Below are 17962 nucleotides of genomic sequence, written 5' to 3' on the forward strand. Positions count from 1 at the left end.
GCCCAGCCGACTACGCTTAGCACCGTGACTGAAGCGCTCAATGATTCCGCAACCGCCCCCGACTTCGACCTGAGGGACCTGCCGAAGGTCTCCCTCCACGATCACCTGGACGGAGGGCTGCGTCCCGCGACCATCATCGAGCTCGCTGCCGCCGTCGGACACGACCTTCCCTCGACCGACCCGGTCGCACTCGGCCAGTGGTTCCGTGACTCCGCGGATTCCGGCTCGCTGGTCCGTTACCTCGAGACCTTCGACCACACCATCGCCGTGATGCAGACCCGCGAGGGCCTGATCCGCGTGGCCAAGGAGTTCGTCGAGGACCTGGCCGACGACGGCGTCGTCTACGGCGAGGTGCGCTGGGCTCCGGAACAGCACCTGCAGAAGGGCCTCACCCTGGACGAGGTCGTCGAGGCCGTGCAGGAAGGCCTGGAAGCCGGCATGGCCGCCGTCGAGGAGACCGGCCGTGAGATCCAGGTGGGTCAGCTGATCACCGCCATGCGCCACGCCGACCGTGGCCAGGAGATCGCCGAGCTCGCCGTCCGCCACCGCGACAAGGGCGCCGTCGGCTTCGACATCGCCGGCGCCGAGCTGGGCTTCCCGGCCTCGCGCTTCCGCGACGCGTTCACCTACCTGGCCGAGAACAACTTCCCGGCCACCGTCCACGCCGGCGAGGCCGACGGCCTGGCCAGCATCCAGTCCGCCCTGGTCGACGGCCGCGCGCTGCGCCTGGGCCACGGCGTCCGGATCGCGGAAGACGTCACGGTCGACTTCGAGGCCGACGACGACGGCGAGCAGGTCGGCATGGTGTCCTTCGGCACCCTCGCCGCCTGGGTCCGCGACCGCGGGATCGCCCTCGAGGTCTGCCCGTCGTCTAATCTGCAGACCGGCGCGATCGCGTCGTTCGGCGAGGACATCTCGGCACACCCGATCGACATGCTGTACCAGACGGGCTTCAACGTCACGATCAACACGGACAACCGCCTCATGAGCGGCGTCACTCTGACGGACGAGTTCAACCTCCTGGTCGAGACCTTCGACTACGACCTGGACGATCTGCTGGAGCTCACCCTCAACGCCGCCGAGGCCGCCTTCCTTCCGCTGGAAGAGAAGGAAGCCCTGGTGGAGTACATCAACGAGGCCTACGCCGACCTCGCCTGAGGAGCGGCACGGACCATGGAGACGTCAGTGGGCGCGGGGGAGAGGACCGAGAGGCTCCTGGACTGCATCGCGGCCCTCCGCACCCACTGTCCCTGGACCCGTGCCCTCACCCATGAAAGTCTCCTCGAGTACCTGATCGAGGAGGCTCATGAGGTGGTCGAGACCATCGAGGACGCCACGGCGGACCCCGAGGAGCTGGCCCAGGAACTGGGCGATGTGCTCCTCCAGGTGGTGCTGCACTCACGGATCGCCGAGGAGGACGACCGCTTCGCCTTCGCAGACGTCGCCGAGGGCCTCCGGCTCAAACTGGTGCGGCGCAATCCCCACGTCTTCCATGCGGACGGCAGCCTGCGGGACCGTTTCCCGGCCACCGTTGAGGAGATCGAAGCCCGCTGGGACGCCGTGAAACGGGCGGAGAAACCCCAGCGCGAGTCCGTTTTCGAAGGGGTCCCCGCGTCTCTTCCCGCCCTGGCGCGGGCGGCCAAGCTGCTGTCCCGCGCCCGGCGCGACGGCGGCGCGCTGCTGCCTCCGCCGTCGGCGTCGCCGGTGCATTGCGAGGACGAGGAGAGCCTCGGCGAGGCGCTCCTTGCGCTGGTCGCGGACGCTCAGGAACGGGGGCTCGACGCCGAACGCTCACTGCGTGCCGCATTGCGCCGTCGCGAGCCCCGCGACGGTGTTTCTTAGCGGTGTTTCTTCACACCGTGCGATGGCGACGTTAAAAGTCCTGCCCGGGAGGAATGCGCCGAAGCCCTGCGCTAGGCTTGTGGCGGGACGAGGCCGTCCTGCACCGCACGGCCCATCCACGACTGAGTGAGCGATGTGTCACACGGTGATACGTCAGCTGAAGAACAGGAGCTTTTACATGGCGCTCATTGATGCCATCCACGCCCGCGAGATCCTCGATTCCCGTGGCAATCCGACCGTTGAAGTTGAAGTCCTCCTGAGCGATGGCTCCCTGGGCCGCGCCGCGGTTCCCTCCGGCGCCTCCACCGGCGAGCACGAAGCCGTGGAACTGCGTGACGGCGACAAGGGCCGCTACCTCGGCAAGGGCGTCCAGCTGGCCGTCGACGCCGCGATCGAGCAGATCGGCCCGGCGCTGGAAGGCTTCGACGCCACGGACCAGCGCAGCATCGACGCCGCCATGATCGAACTGGACGGCACCCCGAACAAGGGCAAGCTCGGCGCCAACGCGATCCTGGGTGTCTCCCTGGCCGTCGCCAACGCCGCCGCCGCGTCCGCCGACCTCCCGCTGTACAAGTACCTGGGCGGCCCGAACGCCCACGTGCTGCCCGTGCCGCTCATGAACATCCTCAACGGCGGCTCCCACGCCGACTCCGATGTGGACATCCAGGAATTCATGATCGTCCCGCTCGGTGCCGAGACCTTCTCCGAGGGCCTGCGCTGGGGTGTCGAGGTCTACCACCACCTCAAGTCCGTGCTGAAGGAGAAGGGCCTGTCCACCGGCCTCGGCGATGAGGGCGGTTTCGCCCCGAACCTCCCGAGCAACCGTGCGGCACTGGACCTGATCCAGGAAGCCATCGTCAAGGCCGGCTACACCCCGGGCAAGGACATCGCCCTGGCCCTGGACGTCGCCTCCTCCGAGTTCTACCAGGACGGCGCCTACCAGTTCGAGGGCAAGCAGCTCTCCGGCGAGGAGATGAGCGCCTACTACGCGGAGCTCGTCGACGCCTACCCGCTGGTCTCCATCGAGGACCCGCTGGATGAGAACGACTGGGACGGCTGGAAGCACCTCACCGACACCCTCGGTGACAAGGTTCAGCTGGTGGGTGACGACCTGTTCGTCACCAACCCTGAGCGTCTCCGCGAGGGCATCGAGAAGGGCACGGCCAACTCCCTGCTCGTCAAGGTCAACCAGATCGGTTCCCTGACCGAGACCCTGGACGCCGTCTCCCTGGCCCAGCGTTCCGGCTACACCACGATCACCTCCCACCGCTCCGGCGAGACCGAGGACACCACGATCGCGGACATCGCCGTCGCCACCAACGCCGGCCAGATCAAGACCGGCGCCCCGGCCCGCTCCGAGCGCGTCGCCAAGTACAACCAGCTTCTGCGCATCGAGGAGGAGCTCGCCGACGCCGCCGTCTACGCCGGCCGCGCCGCCTTCCCGCGTTTCAAGGGCTAAAGCCCGGACGCTGTGCGGAACGGCGGTTATGGTTGAGGAACCATGACCGCCGTTCCGGCGTTTAACCCCTGGCAGATGACCGTCCTGCCGGCACCACCCCCGACCTAACTTCCGAGGTGATCACCGTGGCCACCCGCCGCCCCAAGGTTCCGCGCGCGACACTGCTCGACGGCGGTTCCTCCGCGACGCGCAAGCCGGCTTCCCGGGCGGGCGCCTCAGCCTCCGAGGAGTCCCGCTCACACGGAGCCCGCCCCACGGGGTCACAGGGGACAGGTCAGCAGAAAGCATCCCAGCGGGTCGAAGCCGAACGCACGGTCGCGGATTTCACGGCGAAGGCCCGGGAGAAGAGCGGCTCGGGGGCGGCGTCCGCTGCGTCGAGGCCGGCGAGCGGTGGCGTGTCCGGCTCGGCCAAGCCGAAGCAGCCTACGGGCGCGACCGGGGGGAAGTCCGCCAAGTCGGCCGGCCCGGCGTCGTCGTCCACAGCCCAGAGCGCGGGGAAAGCCGCCGCGGAACCCACGCCGGTTCCCGCGCGGGCGTTCTCCGGCCGTCTACTGGCCCTCGGCCTGGTCATGCTCGCGATCACCGTCCTCCTGGCGCCCACGGTCAAGAACTGGTGGGATCAGCGCCAGCAGATCGCCCAGTTGCAGGAGGACATCCGGAACAAGCAGGCGGACCAGGACGAACTGCAGAAGCAGATCGTCCGCTGGCATGATCCCGCCTACGTCCAGCAGCAGGCCCGCGACCGCATTAACATGGTGATGCCCGGTGAGATCGGGTACTGGGTCTTCGGGAAGGAAGGCGGCACCGCTGGAGTGAGCGCTCCGGAGGGCACCACCGCTCCCGTGCCGGGGGACACCCCCTGGACTCAGAAGTTCCTGGACTCGGTCCGGGAAGCCACCAAGTAACACGACGTCCCTGGGCCCTGTGCCACAGGTCTGATCAGTCGCAGTGAGGATTTCGAACATGAGCGCAACGGCGCACCAGCCCACGGGTGGCGAGGACCGCACGGTCACCGAACAGGACCTGGACACGCTGAGCCGTCAGCTGGGCCGTCCCGTCCGCGACGTCGTGGAGATCTCCGCGCGGTGCGTGTGCGGGAATCCGCTCGTGGCGGCCACCGCCCCGCGGCTGGGCAACGGCACGCCGTTCCCCACCACTTTCTACCTGACGCATCCCGTCATCACCTCGGCCGTCTCCCGCCTCGAAGCGACCGGCCGGATGAACGAGATGAACGAACGCCTCGCCCAGGATCCCGAGCTGGCCGCCTCCCATCGCGGCGCGCACGAGGCCTACCTGGCGGCACGTCGCGAGATCGGCCGCATCAGCGGTGTCGGGGAGGTTCCGGAGATCGACGGGATCTCCGCCGGCGGCATGCCCGAACGCGTGAAGTGCCTCCATGTCCTGGTGGGCCACTCGCTCGCCGCCGGCCCGGGCGTCAACCTCCTGGGTGACGAGGCGCTCGAGGGCATCGCCGAGTGGTGGACCGCGGACCGCTGCTACTGCGACGGCGCCTGGGACACGAGCGGACAGGCTCCCGCCAAGGATCTCAGCCGTCACGGCCCGCAGGGACGCCCCGATCTGGTCGGCCGTCCCGCGCCCCGCCGCTCCACGACGCGCCGTGTCGCGGCGATCGACTGCGGCACCAACTCGATCCGCCTCCTGGTGGCCGACCGCGATGCCAAGGGTCGTCTGGAGGACGTGGTCCGGGAGATGCGCGTCGTGCGCCTGGGCCAGGACGTGGACAAGACCGGCGAATTCGCCCCGGAGGCGCTGGAGCGCACCTTCGCCGCGGCCGAGGAGTACGCCCGCCTGATCGCGGAGAACCCCGCCCCCGCAGGCGACTCCGCCGAGGACGGCACCGTCGCCCTCACCCCGGCCGATATCCGCTTCGTCGCCACCTCCGCGAGCCGCGACGCCCGGAACCGCCAGACGTTCGTGGACGGCATCCGGGAGCGCCTCGGCGTGGACCTTGAGGTCATCAGTGGGGACGAGGAGGCTTCGCTGTCCTTCGCCGGCGCCGCGAGTGTCCTGCCGCCGCGCGGCGAGGAACTGACGCTGGTGGTGGACCTGGGCGGTGGCAGCACCGAATTCGTCCTGGGCGACGACGACGGCGTGCAGGCGGCCCGCAGCGTCGACGTCGGCTGCGTGCGGCTTACCGAGCGCCACCTCCGCAGCGACCCGCCCACCGCCGAGGAGATCGCCTCCGCGGAAGCCGATGTGAACGCGGCCCTCGACCTCGTGCTCGAGACCGTCCCGCTCGACCGCGCGACCGCCGTCGTCGGCGTGGCGGGTTCCATCACCACCATCACGGCCCACGCGCTGGGCCTGGAGCAGTACGACTCCAGCCGGATCCACGGCGTGCACCTGAGTTTCGCCGAGCTGCGCCGCGCGTGCGACAGCCTGCTGTCCATGACCCGTGACGAGCGTGCCGCGCTCGGGTTCATGCACCCCGGCCGGGTCGACGTGATCGGCGCCGGAGCCCTGGTGTGGCGGACGGTGCTCGGCCGGCTCGAGGACCTGAGCGAAGGGCGTCTCCAGGAGGCCGTGACCAGCGAACACGATATTCTGGACGGAATCGCCCTCAGCATCGCCTGAGGGGCTTCGCCCGGGACGGCCGGTTGCGGGAGTGACTGGCCGGACCCCGAGACGGAACGACGGGAGCACATGAGGGCACAAGACGCGCACCGCGCACGAGGACGGGGCCGGTGTGTCCGGGTCCTGTCGACGGCGCTGGTGCTGACCATCGCGGCATCACTCTCCCTGGCGGCCCCCGCCCAGGCGGACAGCATCCGGTCGGGTGAGTACTGGCTGGACGGTTACGGCGTCACCAAGGCCTGGAAGGAGAGCCGCGGGGCCGGGGTCAAGGTCGCGATCATCGACTCGGGCATCGACACGGCGCACCCGGATCTCAAGGGTTCCGTGGTCGAGGGTACGGACGTCTCGGGCGCCGGGAACGCCGGGGGCACCAAGAGCATCGGCGCCAAGCCGGAGCACGGCACGCTCGTGGCGAGCCTCCTGGCCGGCCGCGGGCATGGCACCCGGCCGAAGGCGACGTCCTCGCCCACTCCCAGCAAGCCTGCTGCGCCCACCGTGCAGAGCATGGGCGCCGGGCCGGACGGCATGGTGGGTGTGGCCCCTGAGGCGCAGCTCCTCTCCGTCTCCACGTGGCTCGGCTCTCCCAATCCGGCGGGCAAATCGGACGAGGACCAGATTCCCGAAGCCGTCCGCTGGGCCGTCGATCACGGCGCGAAGGTCATCAACATCTCGCTGGGCAGCTCCTCCCCGGACTGGCCCCAGAGCTGGGACGCCGCGTTCCTCTACGCGGAGCAGAAGGACGTGGTGGTGGTCGCGGCCGCCGGGAACCGGGGGAGCGGCAACCTCCAGGTGGGCGCTCCCGCGACCATCCCCGGGGTCGTGACGGTGGCCGGTCTCGACCGGAAGAACATCGCCAGCCAGGATTCGTCCTCGCAGGGCATCAGCATCGCCGTTGCGGCGCCCGCCGAGGAACTGGAGGGCGCTCTGCCGGGCGGCGGGTACGCCACCTGGAGCGGGACGTCCGGCGCCGCGCCGATCGTGGCGGGTGTGGCCGCACTCATCCGGTCGAAGTACCCGGACATGAGCGCCAAGCAGGTCATCAACCGGATCGTCACCACCGCGAAGGACGTGGGGGAGCCCGGCCGTGATCCTCTGTACGGTTTCGGTGTCCTGGATGCGGAGAAGGCGCTCACGGCCGACGTGCCCGAGGCGCAGAGCAATCCGCTGGGCAGCATCTCGGAGTGGATCCGAGTGCACCGGCGCGGCGGAGAGCCGACCCGGAAGCCTCCGGCGGGGGCGGGCAATCTTATGCCTCAGCCGACCGCGAGCGACGCCGCCCCGCCCGTCGCGCAGAGCGCGGACGGGCTCGATTCGGCGCTGCCCGCCACCCTGGTCCTGGGATTCTCGGTGGTGCTGCTGGCCATGCTGGTCGCCGCGGTGCTGCACGTCCGCGCGGTGGGTAGGAGAGAGAACGGTGAGGCCGCTCCCGGGGCTCCGGGGGACGGCGCCGCTCCCGCGGTGGCGACCGAGAACAAGGCTCCCGGTGAGGCCCGCGGCGCCACGGTGGCCGCCGGGGATGACGTGTCCGAGAAGACGTCCGGAGGGCCGCCGTCCGGGGGCTGATCGGTCCCGTTCACACTATGTGAATGTTTTCACAAACTGCGCTATCCTGAGGGTATGGCAATCACTCAGCAGCCCCTTGCTCCCCAATTGCAGGACCGCCCGCGCGTTCTCGTCGTCGGCGGCGGCTACGTCGGACTGTACGTAGCTCTCAAGCTTCAGAAGAAGATCGCGAAGGCCGGTGGCATCGTCACCGTCGTCGATCCGCTTCCCTACATGACCTACCAGCCGTTCCTGCCCGAGGTGGCCGGCGGCAACATCGAGGCACGCCACGCGGTGGTCTCCCACCGTCAGCACCTCAAGGAGACCGAGCTCATCCAGGGCCGCGTCACCGCGATCGACCACGCCAACCGCAAGGCCGTCGTGGCCCCCGCGGACGGTGGCGCTCCGTTCGAGATCCCGTACTTCGACGTCGTGCTGGCCGCCGGCGCCATCACCCGCACCTTCCCGATCCCGGGTCTGGCGGACAAGGGCATCGGCCTGAAGACCATCGAAGAGGCCGTGGCCCTGCGCAACCAGGTCCTCAGCAAGATCGAGCTGGCCTCCACCATGACCGATCCCGAAGAGCGCAAGGCCGCTCTGACCTTCGTGGTCGTGGGTGGCGGCTTCGCCGGCATCGAAGCGATCACGGAGCTCGAGGACATGGCCCGTCAGGCCGTCCGCGACAACCCCCGCGTCGACCAGAGCGAGATCCGCTTCGTGCTGGTCGAGGCCATGGGCCGCATCATGCCCGAGGTCACCGCCGAACAGGCCGAATGGGTCGTCGAGCACCTGCGCAGCCGCGGCATCGAGGTGCTGCTGAACACCTCCCTGGCCGACGCCGAGGACAAGCTCAAGCTCATCAACATGGCGGACAAGTCCCCGGCGGGCGAGTTCGCCGCGGACACCCTCATCTGGGCCGCCGGTGTCCAGGCCAACCCGATGGTCCGTTCCACCGACTTCCCGCTCGAGCCGCGCGGCCGCGTCCGCGTGCTGCCGGATCTCCGCATCGCCGGTGACGAGGGCATCATCGAAAACGCCTGGGCCGCAGGCGACGTCGCCGCCGTTCCCGACCTCACGGGCAAGGGCCTGCCGGACGGCACGTGCGTGCCGAACGCCCAGCACGCACTGCGCCAGGCCAAGGTTCTCGCCAAGAACCTGTGGGCCTCCCGCTGGGACAAGCCGATGCACGACTACAAGCACAAGAACCTCGGCGCCGTGGCCGGTTTCGGCTCCTGGAAGGGCGTCGCGAACATCAACCTGCTCGGCCGCATCGGCCTCAAGGGCTGGCCGGCCTGGCTCGCCCACCGTGGTTACCACGGCATGGCGATGCCGACGTTCGAGCGCAAGTTCCGCGTGGTCGGTGGCTGGTTCCTGAGCCTGTTCGCGGGCCGTGACGCCACTCAGCTCGTGGACCTGGACAACCCGCGTGGCGCGTTCGAGGCCGCCGCTCGTCCGGCCCCGAAGCCGGCTGAACCGGCCGCCAAGTAAGTCCTCGGCCTCCGCGAGGAGGCCCGGCTGCCGCTTGCCAGCGCTCGACGGCGCCGCTCACCGTGAAGGTGGGCGGCGCCGTCGTCGTATCCGGGGCTTCTTCTGGCGCCCCGGCTTGTGTGCTCAGTTGTCGCGGGTCCGGAAGGCTTCGACCCGCAACAACTGAGCACGCACGTGCCGACGACGGAGGGGGCCGGGGGTGCCATGGTGAGCGCAGCACGCGGATAGGATGGATCCGCGCCCCAATAGCCCAATTGGCAGAGGCAGCGGACTTAAAATCCGCTCAGTCAGGGTTCGAGTCCCTGTTGGGGCACCAACAACGGCCCCGGAATCTCAATGGAGCCGGGGCCGTTGATCGCCTTCGAGACGACTCAGAGCGTCCGTTGGTGGAAGATTTGGTGGGAAATTTGGCGGAATGCAGGCTAGCGAGACTCCTCGCACGCTTCGTTTCTGATTTTCTGGATCTGTTCGATGTGACGCATTCGATACTCAACTCGGCGACGGCATTTTGCGCGTCGCGGAGATCCTCGAGGAGAACGGCTGGTATCCGAGGCAGCGTCGCGGAGCGACCGGTGTGGCCTATTGGCCTGACAACGGTCGAGGAAAGCAGATCATGCTTTCGTTCGGGGGCATCGCTTGCCAAGCAGCGCCTCGAGTTTTTCGCCGAGCAGACTGGCGTCGAAGAGTTCAACCACCGTGTTAAGGACGGAGCAGGAGAATAATCCTGCTCGGAGTAGAGATCAAGGTACGGCGAAACGACGGTGAGCAGATCACCGACGAGATGCTCGACGGCATCTTCACCAGCCTCGAGCAGAACATCGCTATTGAGGACATCGACATCGCTGCAGATCTCGATGCGGGTGAGCTGACCTTCTTGCTGGTCATCGATTGCCCTGTGGGCCTTGACCCGCAATCGCTGGTTCCGGGAATCGCCGACGACGCGCTTGCGATGGCGCTTGGAGGTCCGGACGACGATGCCTTTCAGAAGTCTGAGCCGACTCTGAGCCTGGCGTTCTGCTAGCCATTAGAAATGAGGCCCTGCACTCGACCGGGTGCAGGGCCTTTTTCGCTTCTGATGAGACTCGCTACTGCTGTGGCTATAACGATCGACGGCGCGTGAAGTCGCCGGTGCAGCATGGTGATGCTGGACCACCCGAGGATCTCCATCACGGCGCGGGGATCCACGCCCATGGCCAGCGCGACCGTGGCGGCAGTGTGTCGGGCGTCGTGGACACGAGCGCGCGGCATGCCGGCGGCGAGGAAGCGCTGCCAGTACTCATAGTCCTCTGTCCCAGGGATGGGTTTGCCGTTCCGCCGGCAGAACATCAGCTCGATGGTTCACCGCTGGGTGCCGTCTATGGCTGACGGTTTGGCCCTTCTTCGGCCTACACCTGCTCGTTGTACTTCGGTAGCTCGTTCAGGGCGAAGATGTCCGGCCCGAGGCGGTTTCAGCATCCGTTTGCCCACATTGCCCTTCGGTGGGATTGAGCGGTGTCCGCCACCAGACCGATAAGGGCACCGTCTGCCCTTCTTCCCGCGCACCCGACCAGTTCCTGCAGGCGAGCACCTGGGCAGGAAGGATCGTTACAACGGAGGGTGGTCGGCCAGCTCGTAGGAGGAGCTTAGGGAGGTTGTCCCAGCGGGGAACCGCTCACCAGGAGAAGTGTACTAGTGTCCGACATTTGCAGGAAGCCTCCAAAGGGTGAAGTTTCGCAACGGAGCTTCTCAAATTTCGTCCTAGCGAATGACCTGCAGGTCCGGCTGTCCCGAGTAGCGTGAATTGGGTCTTGAGAATTTGCCAAGCCGCTTCGTGAAAACCAGTTTTGAGGATAATTCTGATGAAAACTCTGAAAAAATCGGTCGTAGCAGCTCTCGCTGCTGCAACGCTGCTCGCGTCGTTTGCCGTGGCTGCCCCTGCCAACGCGGCTACTGCTGAACATCGACCCGACCCGCTCGCCGTCGTTGAGGGTCGCGGACTCGTGGGCGACGCCGCCGTGCAGGCACGGCAGGTCGTAGCAGAGAAGAATGCAAAGGCTCCGTCCGCCGCGAAAGCGATCTACACGCCCGTCGATATCTCGGCAGTTGTTCCCGAAACGGCTACGACCACGGAGGGGGACCTGAAGGTTCACCGGGCGAACGACAACACGTATGGCGTTGTCACGGGCCCCGGCCGAAATGGCCTCGAAGCTGGCTACATTGTCGTGAACAGCGCCGATGCTCCTACCGAGTACAAGTTCACCATCGGGGACGCGAAGACCCGGCTTACTCTCAACTCCGACGGAAGCATCGCTGTCAAGAACGCTGCTGGCAAGCAAGTCAATTACATCCAGAAGCCCTGGGCCACGGATGCAAACGGCAAGGACCTCCCCACCAGCTATTCCATTGCCGGCAACGTGGTGACCCAAATTGTTCAGCACCGTGGGGCCGCGTACCCAGTCGTTGCCGATCCGGAGACGGGCTGCGGAATTGGCTGGTGCTCGATCTGGTTCAACCGTTCTGAAACCGGAGCTCTCGCTCAGGGCGGAGCAGCAGCTCAGACGATCTTCTCCGTCGCATGTGGCAAGCAGCCGTTCTGGGCTCAGGCCGCATGCGGACTGATTTTCGGGTCCGTGGTCATCGCCGCTAATATCGCCATGGGCCAGGGCGACTGTGTTGCAGCGTCGATTTGGGGAATCCCGCCGGTCGCAACTTGGGGACCCTACGCTTACTCCGGACCGCAGTGTCGCTAGTTGTAAGCTGACAGAGTGGGCACTCGCGCTGAGGAGGTTGAATGCGTTACAAGTGGTTCTTGAGGATTCTGTTTGCCGTGGTGTACGTGGTGGCATTGGCGGCCTTCGTGCTCCCGATGGTCCTTCGTGATGGGTTCAATTCGAACTCGTTCTCTTTCACACTCATCTTGACGACGCTCTATCTTGCAGTTGCTTTCTCTGCGGAGCGGGAGTTCAAGAAGTCCGAGGCTGGTATCCGGCAAGTGGACACTGAGCCGGCGACACCGAATGTGCGTCGCCGGGGCTGACAATGCCTGCAGTCCTCGACAGAGGTCTTCGTGACCGCCAGAAACCCCGCCGCCTCGATTGAGGTGATGGGGTTTTCGTCATTTCAGCGTCGACAATCTCCATTGCGGCAGATCTAGGGGCAGGCATGCGAGTAGCGGGGTGGCTCGCTCCCTTGATTTCCACGAGGATGCATACCGCAGCATCCTGGTGGAAATCGGTGGGGACCTTAACCGCATCCGCCAACTGGTGGGATATTTGGTGGGAAAAGTTGGGGACGACCCGTGATTTCCTCGGAGTAGCTCGGCGTCTGATCCCCCGGAATCAAGCGGAACATGACGGCGGGAGACCTACTCGGAGGGCGAATCTGGGAACTTAAAATCCGCTCAGTCAGGGTTCGAGTCCCTGTTGGGGCGCCATCGCGTGCCCGCGTGCGACCATGAGGTCATGGCGAGACAGTACGAACAGCTCACAGACCGGTTGACGGACTTCATTCGGGAACAGCAGATGTTCTTCGTTGCGACGGCGGCCCGGGACGGGCGGGTGAATGTGTCACCCAAAGGACTGGATTCCCTGAGAGTGCTGGGACCGGACCGCGTGGTGTGGCTCAATGGCACCGGCAGCGGCAATGAGACCGCCGCCCATCTGCTCGATACCCCACGGATGACGCTCATGTTCTGCGCCTTCAGTGGCAAGCCGAACATTCTGCGCGTGTACGGCGCGGCCCGGGCCGTGCATCCGGGTGATCCGGAGTGGGACGGCTTGGTGAGTCTCTTCCCACTCTTGCTGGGCGCGAGGAACCTCTTCGTCCTGGACATCGACCTGGTCCAGACGTCCTGTGGCTTCGGGGTGCCGCTCTACGAATTCCAGGAACAGCGGACGCTGATGGACTCCTGGGCTGAGAAGAAGGGAACCGAGGGGCTGCTCGCCTATCAGCAGGAACGCAACCGCTCCAGCATCGACGGCTTCCCGACGGGACTTCCCGAGGCCGAGGCGATGCGGGAGGCCTGACGCGCGGCCGCGCCGCACGCGGGCTGGACCTGGACTCTGGCCATCCGGAACCCGCCGTCTTACGATGGCAGTCCGTGGCCTCGTCCGGGCGGAAGCCCGGCCTCCCAGGCCACGGACACCGGTGCCGCGCCGTCGGCGCCACCCCATCCGACCTTCCGGAGGTGAGGGCATGGCCGCCCGATTCGTGTACTGGATGAATGTTTCGCTGGACCTGATGATCGAGGGCGAGCCGGGGGAGGAGGGTGGCGGCGACTGGATGCGCATCGGCGAGTCGCTGCATCGTGAGTTCAATGCGAGGGCCAGGGGCCTCAGCATGGACGTCTCCGGCCGGGTCATCTACGAGACCATGGAATCGTTCTGGCCGAAGGCCCGGACCGACACGTCCTTACCCGACTTCATGCGCGAATACGGCGAGATCTGGACGGACGTCCCGAAGGTGCTCGTCTCCCGGACCCGCACCAGCGCCGAGTACAACACCCGCATCATCGGCGGGGACGACGCCATCGCCCAGCTGGCCGCACTGAGAGCGGAGGAGAGCGGCGATATCGGCGTCGGTGGCGCCACTCTGGCCACACAATTGCTGAACGCGCGTCTCCTGGACGAGGTCATGCTGTTCACTCACCCGGCGATCCTGGGCCGCGGGCGCCCGCTCTTCGACCAGGTGGACGAACCGCTGGAACTCGAGCTGCTTGAACAGGCGTCTTTTGAAGCGGGCGTCACCTTGCACCGCTACGCCGTGCGCGGGGCGCTCCCGGCGGACTAGCGCGGACTTGACCGCGCCCTCGCCTCAGCCGAGCAGGTGATGCTCGTAAGCGAACGCCACCACCTGGAGACGTGCCGTGAGACCCAGTTTGGTCAGCACCGCACGAAGATGGGTTTTCACGGTCGCCTCCGAGACGAACAGGCTCCGTGCGATCTCGGCGTTCGGCAGTCCTTTCGCCGCGAGGAGGAACACGTCCTGTTCCCGCGCGGTCAAGGCGGATATGGCCTCCAGGTCCGGCGTGGGGTGGGGCCTCTGACGGGCCGCATGCTGGAAAAGATCGTGAGCCGATCCGGGCGCGATGACAGAGTAACCCGCGTGGACGGTGCGGATGGAAGCCAGGAGGAATTCCGGCTCGGCGCTTTTCAGGAGATACCCGGCAGCCCCTGCCTGCACGGCTTCCACCACGGCCTGATCGCGGTTGAAGGTCGTCAGGGCGATGATCTGAGGACGTTCACGCCCGCCTGCGTCAGCGGCTGCGACGATGGCCTGGGTGGCCGCGACTCCGGACATCACGGGCATCCGGAGGTCCATGAGGATCACGTGGACCGGGTGCTTCTCGGCCCGCTCGACCGCTTCCGCGCCGTCTCCCGCCTGCCAGCTGAGAGAGAAATCCGACTGACTCTGCAGCAGCATGGCGATTCCGGCCCTGAACTGGGGCTGGTCATCGACCACGGCGATCGTGATGACGTCCAGGGTCGCCGGGGCGTCAGGCATGGGAGCCCGCTCCTGCCATGGAAACCGCGGGCCGGGAGTCGGGTAGGGCGGGAGCGGTGAACTGGCCATACGGGATGAACGCGGTGACCCGGAAATCCTCGCCATCAGGCCCGGCCACGAGCCAGCCGCCGGCGAGATGAGCCCGCTCCTGCATCCCGGGGATGCCCCGCCCGGTGCCGGGAGCGGCCTGCGTTATGGCGTGTCCGGTGGAGGCGGCGTGGAGCGTGAGGCCGGGTCCCTGCCAGTCCAGATGCAGCCGTGCGATGGAACCTTGCCCGCCGTGTCGCAAGGCGTTGGTCAGGCATTCCTGAATGATCCGGTACACGGCCACCTGCTGGCCTTCCGTGAGCGCCACGGGTTCGCCCGAGTCCGTGCGGTGCACCTTCAGGCTGCTCCGCATGTGGTCCAGCAGTGATTCGACGTCTTCGAGGCGAGGCTGCGGCGCCGCGCTCTCGCCTGTTTCCGTGCCCTGGACCACCCGCTGGGCATCGTCGAGCGCGGTGCGGGCCGAGGCCGCGATGGTCTTCAGCGCGTCTAACACCGGTTGGGGCTGGTCCGCGCCGAGGTACCGTGCCCCGTCCGCCTGCGCGGCGATGACGGCCAGGGAGTGGGCGAGGACGTCGTGCAGATCCCGGGAGATCCTGCCGCGTTCCTGCTCCACCACCAGGTCCATCTCCGTCAGATGCAGCGTCGCTTCGGTTTCCTGGCGTTCCTTGAAGGCGGCCACCTGGCGGCCACGCAGGCGCAGCAGCAGGCCGGGGAGGCTGATGACGGCGGCGAACGTGGACAGAGAGACGATGGCGCCAGGGCCGTAGTACGGGAGCATGCTCACACCCGTCGGGAGAAACCAGCCCACGCCATTGCCGTAGTGCGCCGACACCATGAGCACGGTCATGGCCCCGAGGAACAGCGCATTCACCCCGGTGGCGATCCAGGCCGTCCTGACCGGCGCGGTCCAGAGGATGAACCCCAGCGCGATGAAGCTGCCGAGATAGATGGCCCAGTGGTTCGCCTGCGGGAAGGGCAGCAGGTGGAACAGCTGTGCCACCAAGAGTGCCGCGGTCGCGCTCAACGAGAGATAGGGCGTCCAGCGGGACAGGGCGATCGACGCCGTCACCGCCACGAGCATCCAGGAACCGGACCAGCCGAAGAAGGCCGTCCAGTCCCCGCCGCCCATGCGCCCGGCCTCGCCGACGCACCAGAGAATGAAGAACACGATGGCCACCCCAAGATGGCCCCAACGGCTGAACGCCCCCACGATTCGATCCATGCCGTCACGCTAGCAACCTCGGGGCCCCGGAAACGCCGGAACTCGCGGATCTCAGCCCGCGAGACATCCGATCTCCACCCTGTGCGGGAGGCGGCGATCATCATCGCCGCCTCCCGCGCGGGGCGGAAACAGGGATCAGCCGTTGAAGGTCGCCGGGTGGGGGCCGGTGCGGCCGTCCTTCTCCAGGGCGTCGATCGCGCCGAGTTCGTCGGCGCTCAGCTCGAAGCCGAAGGCGTCCAGGTTCTCTGCGATGCGCGACGGCGTGACGGACTTCGGGATCACGATGCGGCCCTGCTGGAGGTGCCACCGCAGGATCACCTGGGCGGGAGTACGGCCATGGGCCTCCGCGATCGCCAGCACGGACGGGTCCTGCAGCGCCGCGCCCTGGGCGAGCGGGCTCCAGGCCTCGGTGGCGATGCCGTGCTCGGCGCCGAAGGCCTGCACCGCGCGGTTCTGGAGAGCGGGGTGCAGCTCCACCTGGTTCACCACGGGGACGACGGTGGCCTCGGCGAGCAGCTGCTCCAGCTGATCGGGCTCGAAGTTCGAGACGCCGATCGCCCGGACGCGACCGTCGGCGTACAGCTTCTCGAGGGCCTTCCACGTGTCGATGAAGCGGCCGTTCGCGGGGGCCGGCCAGTGGATCAGGTAGAGGTCCAGGTAGTCCAGGCCCAGCTTCTCCAGGCTCGCGTCATAGGCGGCGAGGGTCTCCTCGAAGCCCTGGTCCGCGTTCCACACCTTGCTGGTGACGAACAGCTCGCCGCGGTCGATGCCGGAGTCGGCGATCGCCTGCCCGACGCCGCGCTCGTTGCCGTAGATGGCCGCGGTGTCGATGCTGCGGTAGCCGGCCCTGAGCGCTTCGGCGACGGCCGCCGTCGTCCCCGCGTCTGGGACCTGGAACACGCCGAAGCCGAGCTGCGGCATCTCGATGTCGTTGTTCAGGGTGATGGTGGGGATGGTGGTCATCGTGTCGTCCTCCTGGGAGATGGATGGAGTGGCGGGCTCAGGCGGTGGCCGGAGCCTGCTCGGGTTCGGCGGTGAGGGTGGCGGGCTGTTCCCGCCGGGCTTTCAGGGCGGCGCTGATCATGATGATCAGCGCCGGGACGGTGATCAGCGCGCCGGTCCAGACGGGGGAGGCGTAGCCGAGCCCGGCGGAGATCGCCAGACCGCCGGCCCAGGCGCCGAGGGCGTTGCCCACGTTGAAGGCGCCGATGTTCGCGCCGGACGCCAGGGTGGGAGCGCCGCCCGCGTACTGCATGATGCGGGACTGTAGTCCGGGCACCGTGCCGAAGCCGAAGCCTCCCATGACGAACAGCGCGACGGCGGCCACCCACGGGATCGAGGCGAGGAGCCCGAAGAGCACGAGGGTCACGAGCAGGCCGGCCACGAAGAAGATCAGGGTCTTGTCGATGTCGCGGTCGGCGAGCTTGCCGCCGATCCAGTTGCCGACGAACAGGCCGGCGCCGGAGAGCATCAGGAGCCACGGCACGGCGCTGCTCGGGTAGCCGGAGATCCCGGTGAGCGTGTAGGCCATGTAGGTGAAGGCGCCGAACATGCCGCCATAGGCGAGGATCGTGACGAGGAGCGAGAGCCAGACCTGTCCGCTGCGGAACGCGGTGAGCTCGTGGCGAAGGCTGGGCGCCTTGCCGTCCTGATGCAGCGCCGGCACCAAGGCGGCGATGCCGATGAAGGCGACGACGCCGGTGGCGGAGATGACCCAGAAGGTCGAGCGCCAGCCGAACTGCTGACCGAGCAGGGTCCCGAAGGGCACGCCGAGCACATTGGCCGCGGTCAGGCCCGTGAACATGATGGCCACGGCCTGGGCCTTCTTGGCGGGTGCCACGAGACCGGAGGCGACTACCGCGCCGATGCCGAAGAACGCGCCGTGGCAGAGGGCCGCGAGGATGCGGCCGGTCAGCATGACGCCGTAGCTCGGGGCGATCGCGGACAGGGTGTTGCCGGCGATGAAGAGGATGAGGAGCCCGAGCAGCACGGGCTTGCGGGGGAGCCGGGTGGTGGCGGCGGTGAGAAGTAGTGCGCCGACGGTGACGGCGAGGGCGTATCCGGAGATCAGCCATCCGGCGGTTGCTTCGGAGACGCCGAAGTCGGTGGCGACCTCGGGCAGCAGCCCCATGATGACGAACTCGGTCAGCCCGATCCCGAAGGCGCCGACGGAGAGCGCGAGAAGACCGATAGGCATGGTGGTGAACACTCCTGCTAGACTGGATTTAGTTGCAAGCGCTGGTTATTTCACTTGCAGATGCAATAGTTGCACACGCAAGCAAGCG

At 67.3% G+C, this 17962-nt stretch carries 17 protein-coding genes, 1 tRNA gene and 1 pseudogene; 14 read left to right on the forward strand and 5 right to left on the reverse strand.

The window, feature by feature from the left end; genetic code table 11:
• The first annotated feature begins 24 nt into the window (after positions 1 to 24).
• The 10 genes and pseudogenes from QFZ52_RS02960 (at position 25) to QFZ52_RS03000 (ending at position 9947) form a co-directional block, all read left to right on the forward strand.
• Entirely contained in the window at positions 25 to 1158 is a 1134-nt protein-coding gene (locus QFZ52_RS02960; RefSeq protein ID WP_307496153.1) for an adenosine deaminase, read from the forward strand.
• Positions 1159 to 1173: 15 nt separating this feature from the next.
• Positions 1174 to 1842 carry a MazG nucleotide pyrophosphohydrolase domain-containing protein gene (locus QFZ52_RS02965; protein ID WP_307496154.1) on the forward strand — a complete coding sequence of 223 codons (669 nt, stop codon included), beginning with the start codon at positions 1174 to 1176 and terminating at the stop codon, positions 1840 to 1842.
• A gap of 178 nt (positions 1843 to 2020) precedes the next feature.
• Complete coding sequence (eno, locus tag QFZ52_RS02970) at positions 2021 to 3301, forward strand: phosphopyruvate hydratase (RefSeq protein ID WP_208188170.1); 1281 nt, start codon at positions 2021 to 2023, stop codon at positions 3299 to 3301.
• 125 nt (positions 3302 to 3426) lie between these two features.
• The gene (locus QFZ52_RS02975; RefSeq protein WP_307496155.1) at positions 3427 to 4206 is read left to right on the forward strand and encodes an FtsB family cell division protein; all 780 of its coding nucleotides are present in this window, start codon (positions 3427 to 3429) and stop codon (positions 4204 to 4206) included.
• Between the two features lie 58 nt (positions 4207 to 4264).
• Positions 4265 to 4915 (forward strand): annotated as a pseudogene (locus QFZ52_RS16125) (DUF501 domain-containing protein); the annotation flags it as partial.
• Positions 4916 to 4930: 15 nt separating this feature from the next.
• On the forward strand, positions 4931 to 5896 hold the full coding sequence (locus QFZ52_RS16130; protein ID WP_373425694.1) for a Ppx/GppA phosphatase family protein: 966 nt from the start codon (positions 4931 to 4933) through the stop codon (positions 5894 to 5896).
• Positions 5897 to 5965: 69 nt separating this feature from the next.
• On the forward strand, positions 5966 to 7459 hold the full coding sequence (locus QFZ52_RS02985; RefSeq protein WP_307496157.1) for a S8 family serine peptidase: 1494 nt from the start codon (positions 5966 to 5968) through the stop codon (positions 7457 to 7459).
• Positions 7460 to 7513: 54 nt separating this feature from the next.
• Complete coding sequence (locus QFZ52_RS02990) at positions 7514 to 8926, forward strand: NAD(P)/FAD-dependent oxidoreductase (RefSeq protein WP_307496158.1); 1413 nt, start codon at positions 7514 to 7516, stop codon at positions 8924 to 8926.
• A 239-nt stretch (positions 8927 to 9165) separates the two neighbouring features.
• Positions 9166 to 9242 (forward strand) — tRNA-Leu (locus QFZ52_RS02995).
• A 465-nt stretch (positions 9243 to 9707) separates the two neighbouring features.
• On the forward strand, positions 9708 to 9947 hold the full coding sequence (locus QFZ52_RS03000) for a hypothetical protein (protein ID WP_307496159.1): 240 nt from the start codon (positions 9708 to 9710) through the stop codon (positions 9945 to 9947).
• Here QFZ52_RS03000 and QFZ52_RS16135 read toward each other — a convergent pair.
• Positions 9944 to 10252: a tyrosine-type recombinase/integrase gene (locus QFZ52_RS16135; RefSeq protein WP_373425612.1), complete on the reverse strand. Its 309-nt coding sequence runs from the start codon at positions 10250 to 10252 to the stop codon at positions 9944 to 9946. The two genes, QFZ52_RS03000 and QFZ52_RS16135, sit on opposite strands and share 4 nt — an antisense overlap.
• Positions 10253 to 10764: 512 nt before the next feature.
• Between QFZ52_RS16135 and QFZ52_RS03005 the strand changes: the two genes are divergently transcribed.
• The 4 genes from QFZ52_RS03005 (at position 10765) to QFZ52_RS03020 (ending at position 13693) form a co-directional block, all read left to right on the forward strand.
• A complete protein-coding gene (locus tag QFZ52_RS03005; RefSeq protein WP_307496160.1) occupies positions 10765 to 11655 on the forward strand; it encodes a hypothetical protein in 891 nt (296 codons plus the stop codon).
• Positions 11656 to 11696: 41 nt separating this feature from the next.
• Positions 11697 to 11942 (forward strand): hypothetical protein, encoded by a 246-nt coding sequence (locus QFZ52_RS03010; RefSeq protein WP_307496161.1) that lies wholly within the window; start codon positions 11697 to 11699, stop codon positions 11940 to 11942.
• Positions 11943 to 12366: 424 nt separating this feature from the next.
• Positions 12367 to 12930 carry a pyridoxamine 5'-phosphate oxidase family protein gene (locus QFZ52_RS03015; protein WP_307496163.1) on the forward strand — a complete coding sequence of 188 codons (564 nt, stop codon included), beginning with the start codon at positions 12367 to 12369 and terminating at the stop codon, positions 12928 to 12930.
• A gap of 169 nt (positions 12931 to 13099) precedes the next feature.
• A complete protein-coding gene (locus QFZ52_RS03020; RefSeq protein ID WP_307496164.1) occupies positions 13100 to 13693 on the forward strand; it encodes a dihydrofolate reductase family protein in 594 nt (197 codons plus the stop codon).
• Between the two features lie 24 nt (positions 13694 to 13717).
• Here QFZ52_RS03020 and QFZ52_RS03025 read toward each other — a convergent pair whose 3' ends face one another.
• The 4 genes from QFZ52_RS03025 to QFZ52_RS03040 form a co-directional block, all read right to left on the reverse strand.
• Entirely contained in the window at positions 13718 to 14407 is a 690-nt protein-coding gene (locus QFZ52_RS03025; protein ID WP_307496165.1) for a response regulator, read from the reverse strand.
• Positions 14400 to 15677: a sensor histidine kinase gene (locus tag QFZ52_RS03030; RefSeq protein ID WP_307496166.1), complete on the reverse strand. Its 1278-nt coding sequence runs from the start codon at positions 15675 to 15677 to the stop codon at positions 14400 to 14402. Before QFZ52_RS03030 ends, QFZ52_RS03025 begins: the two co-directional genes overlap by 8 nt.
• A gap of 135 nt (positions 15678 to 15812) precedes the next feature.
• Entirely contained in the window at positions 15813 to 16640 is an 828-nt protein-coding gene (locus QFZ52_RS03035; RefSeq protein WP_307496167.1) for an aldo/keto reductase, read from the reverse strand.
• Between the two features lie 37 nt (positions 16641 to 16677).
• Positions 16678 to 17874, reverse strand: coding sequence for an MFS transporter (locus tag QFZ52_RS03040; RefSeq protein ID WP_307496168.1), 1197 nt, complete (start codon positions 17872 to 17874; stop codon positions 16678 to 16680).
• Positions 17875 to 17962 lie beyond the last annotated feature (88 nt).

It is taken from the genome of Arthrobacter woluwensis, from assembly GCF_030816155.1.
GTDB classification, from domain to species: Bacteria; Actinomycetota; Actinomycetes; order Actinomycetales; family Micrococcaceae; genus Arthrobacter_E; species Arthrobacter_E woluwensis_A.

Bases quoted from the DNA above. Each gene is read 5' to 3' on its own strand.
- eno (WP_208188170.1), top strand. From the start codon at position 2,021: ATGGCGCTCATTGATGCCATCCACGCCCGCGAGATCCTCGATTCCCGT.
- QFZ52_RS03010 (WP_307496161.1), top strand. From the start codon at position 11,697: ATGCGTTACAAGTGGTTCTTGAGGATTCTGTTTGCCGTGGTGTACGTG.
- QFZ52_RS03020 (WP_307496164.1), top strand. From the start codon at position 13,100: ATGGCCGCCCGATTCGTGTACTGGATGAATGTTTCGCTGGACCTGATG.
- QFZ52_RS16135 (WP_373425612.1), bottom strand. From the start codon at position 10,252: ATGTTCTGCCGGCGGAACGGCAAACCCATCCCTGGGACAGAGGACTAT.
- QFZ52_RS02965 (WP_307496154.1), top strand. From the start codon at position 1,174: ATGGAGACGTCAGTGGGCGCGGGGGAGAGGACCGAGAGGCTCCTGGAC.
- QFZ52_RS03005 (WP_307496160.1), top strand. From the start codon at position 10,765: ATGAAAACTCTGAAAAAATCGGTCGTAGCAGCTCTCGCTGCTGCAACG.
- QFZ52_RS02990 (WP_307496158.1), top strand. From the start codon at position 7,514: ATGGCAATCACTCAGCAGCCCCTTGCTCCCCAATTGCAGGACCGCCCG.
- QFZ52_RS03025 (WP_307496165.1), bottom strand. From the start codon at position 14,407: ATGCCTGACGCCCCGGCGACCCTGGACGTCATCACGATCGCCGTGGTC.
- QFZ52_RS03000 (WP_307496159.1), top strand. From the start codon at position 9,708: ATGCTCGACGGCATCTTCACCAGCCTCGAGCAGAACATCGCTATTGAG.
- QFZ52_RS03035 (WP_307496167.1), bottom strand. From the start codon at position 16,640: ATGACCACCATCCCCACCATCACCCTGAACAACGACATCGAGATGCCG.
- QFZ52_RS03015 (WP_307496163.1), top strand. From the start codon at position 12,367: ATGGCGAGACAGTACGAACAGCTCACAGACCGGTTGACGGACTTCATT.
- QFZ52_RS03030 (WP_307496166.1), bottom strand. From the start codon at position 15,677: ATGGATCGAATCGTGGGGGCGTTCAGCCGTTGGGGCCATCTTGGGGTG.
- QFZ52_RS03040 (WP_307496168.1), bottom strand. From the start codon at position 17,874: ATGCCTATCGGTCTTCTCGCGCTCTCCGTCGGCGCCTTCGGGATCGGG.
- QFZ52_RS02985 (WP_307496157.1), top strand. From the start codon at position 5,966: ATGAGGGCACAAGACGCGCACCGCGCACGAGGACGGGGCCGGTGTGTC.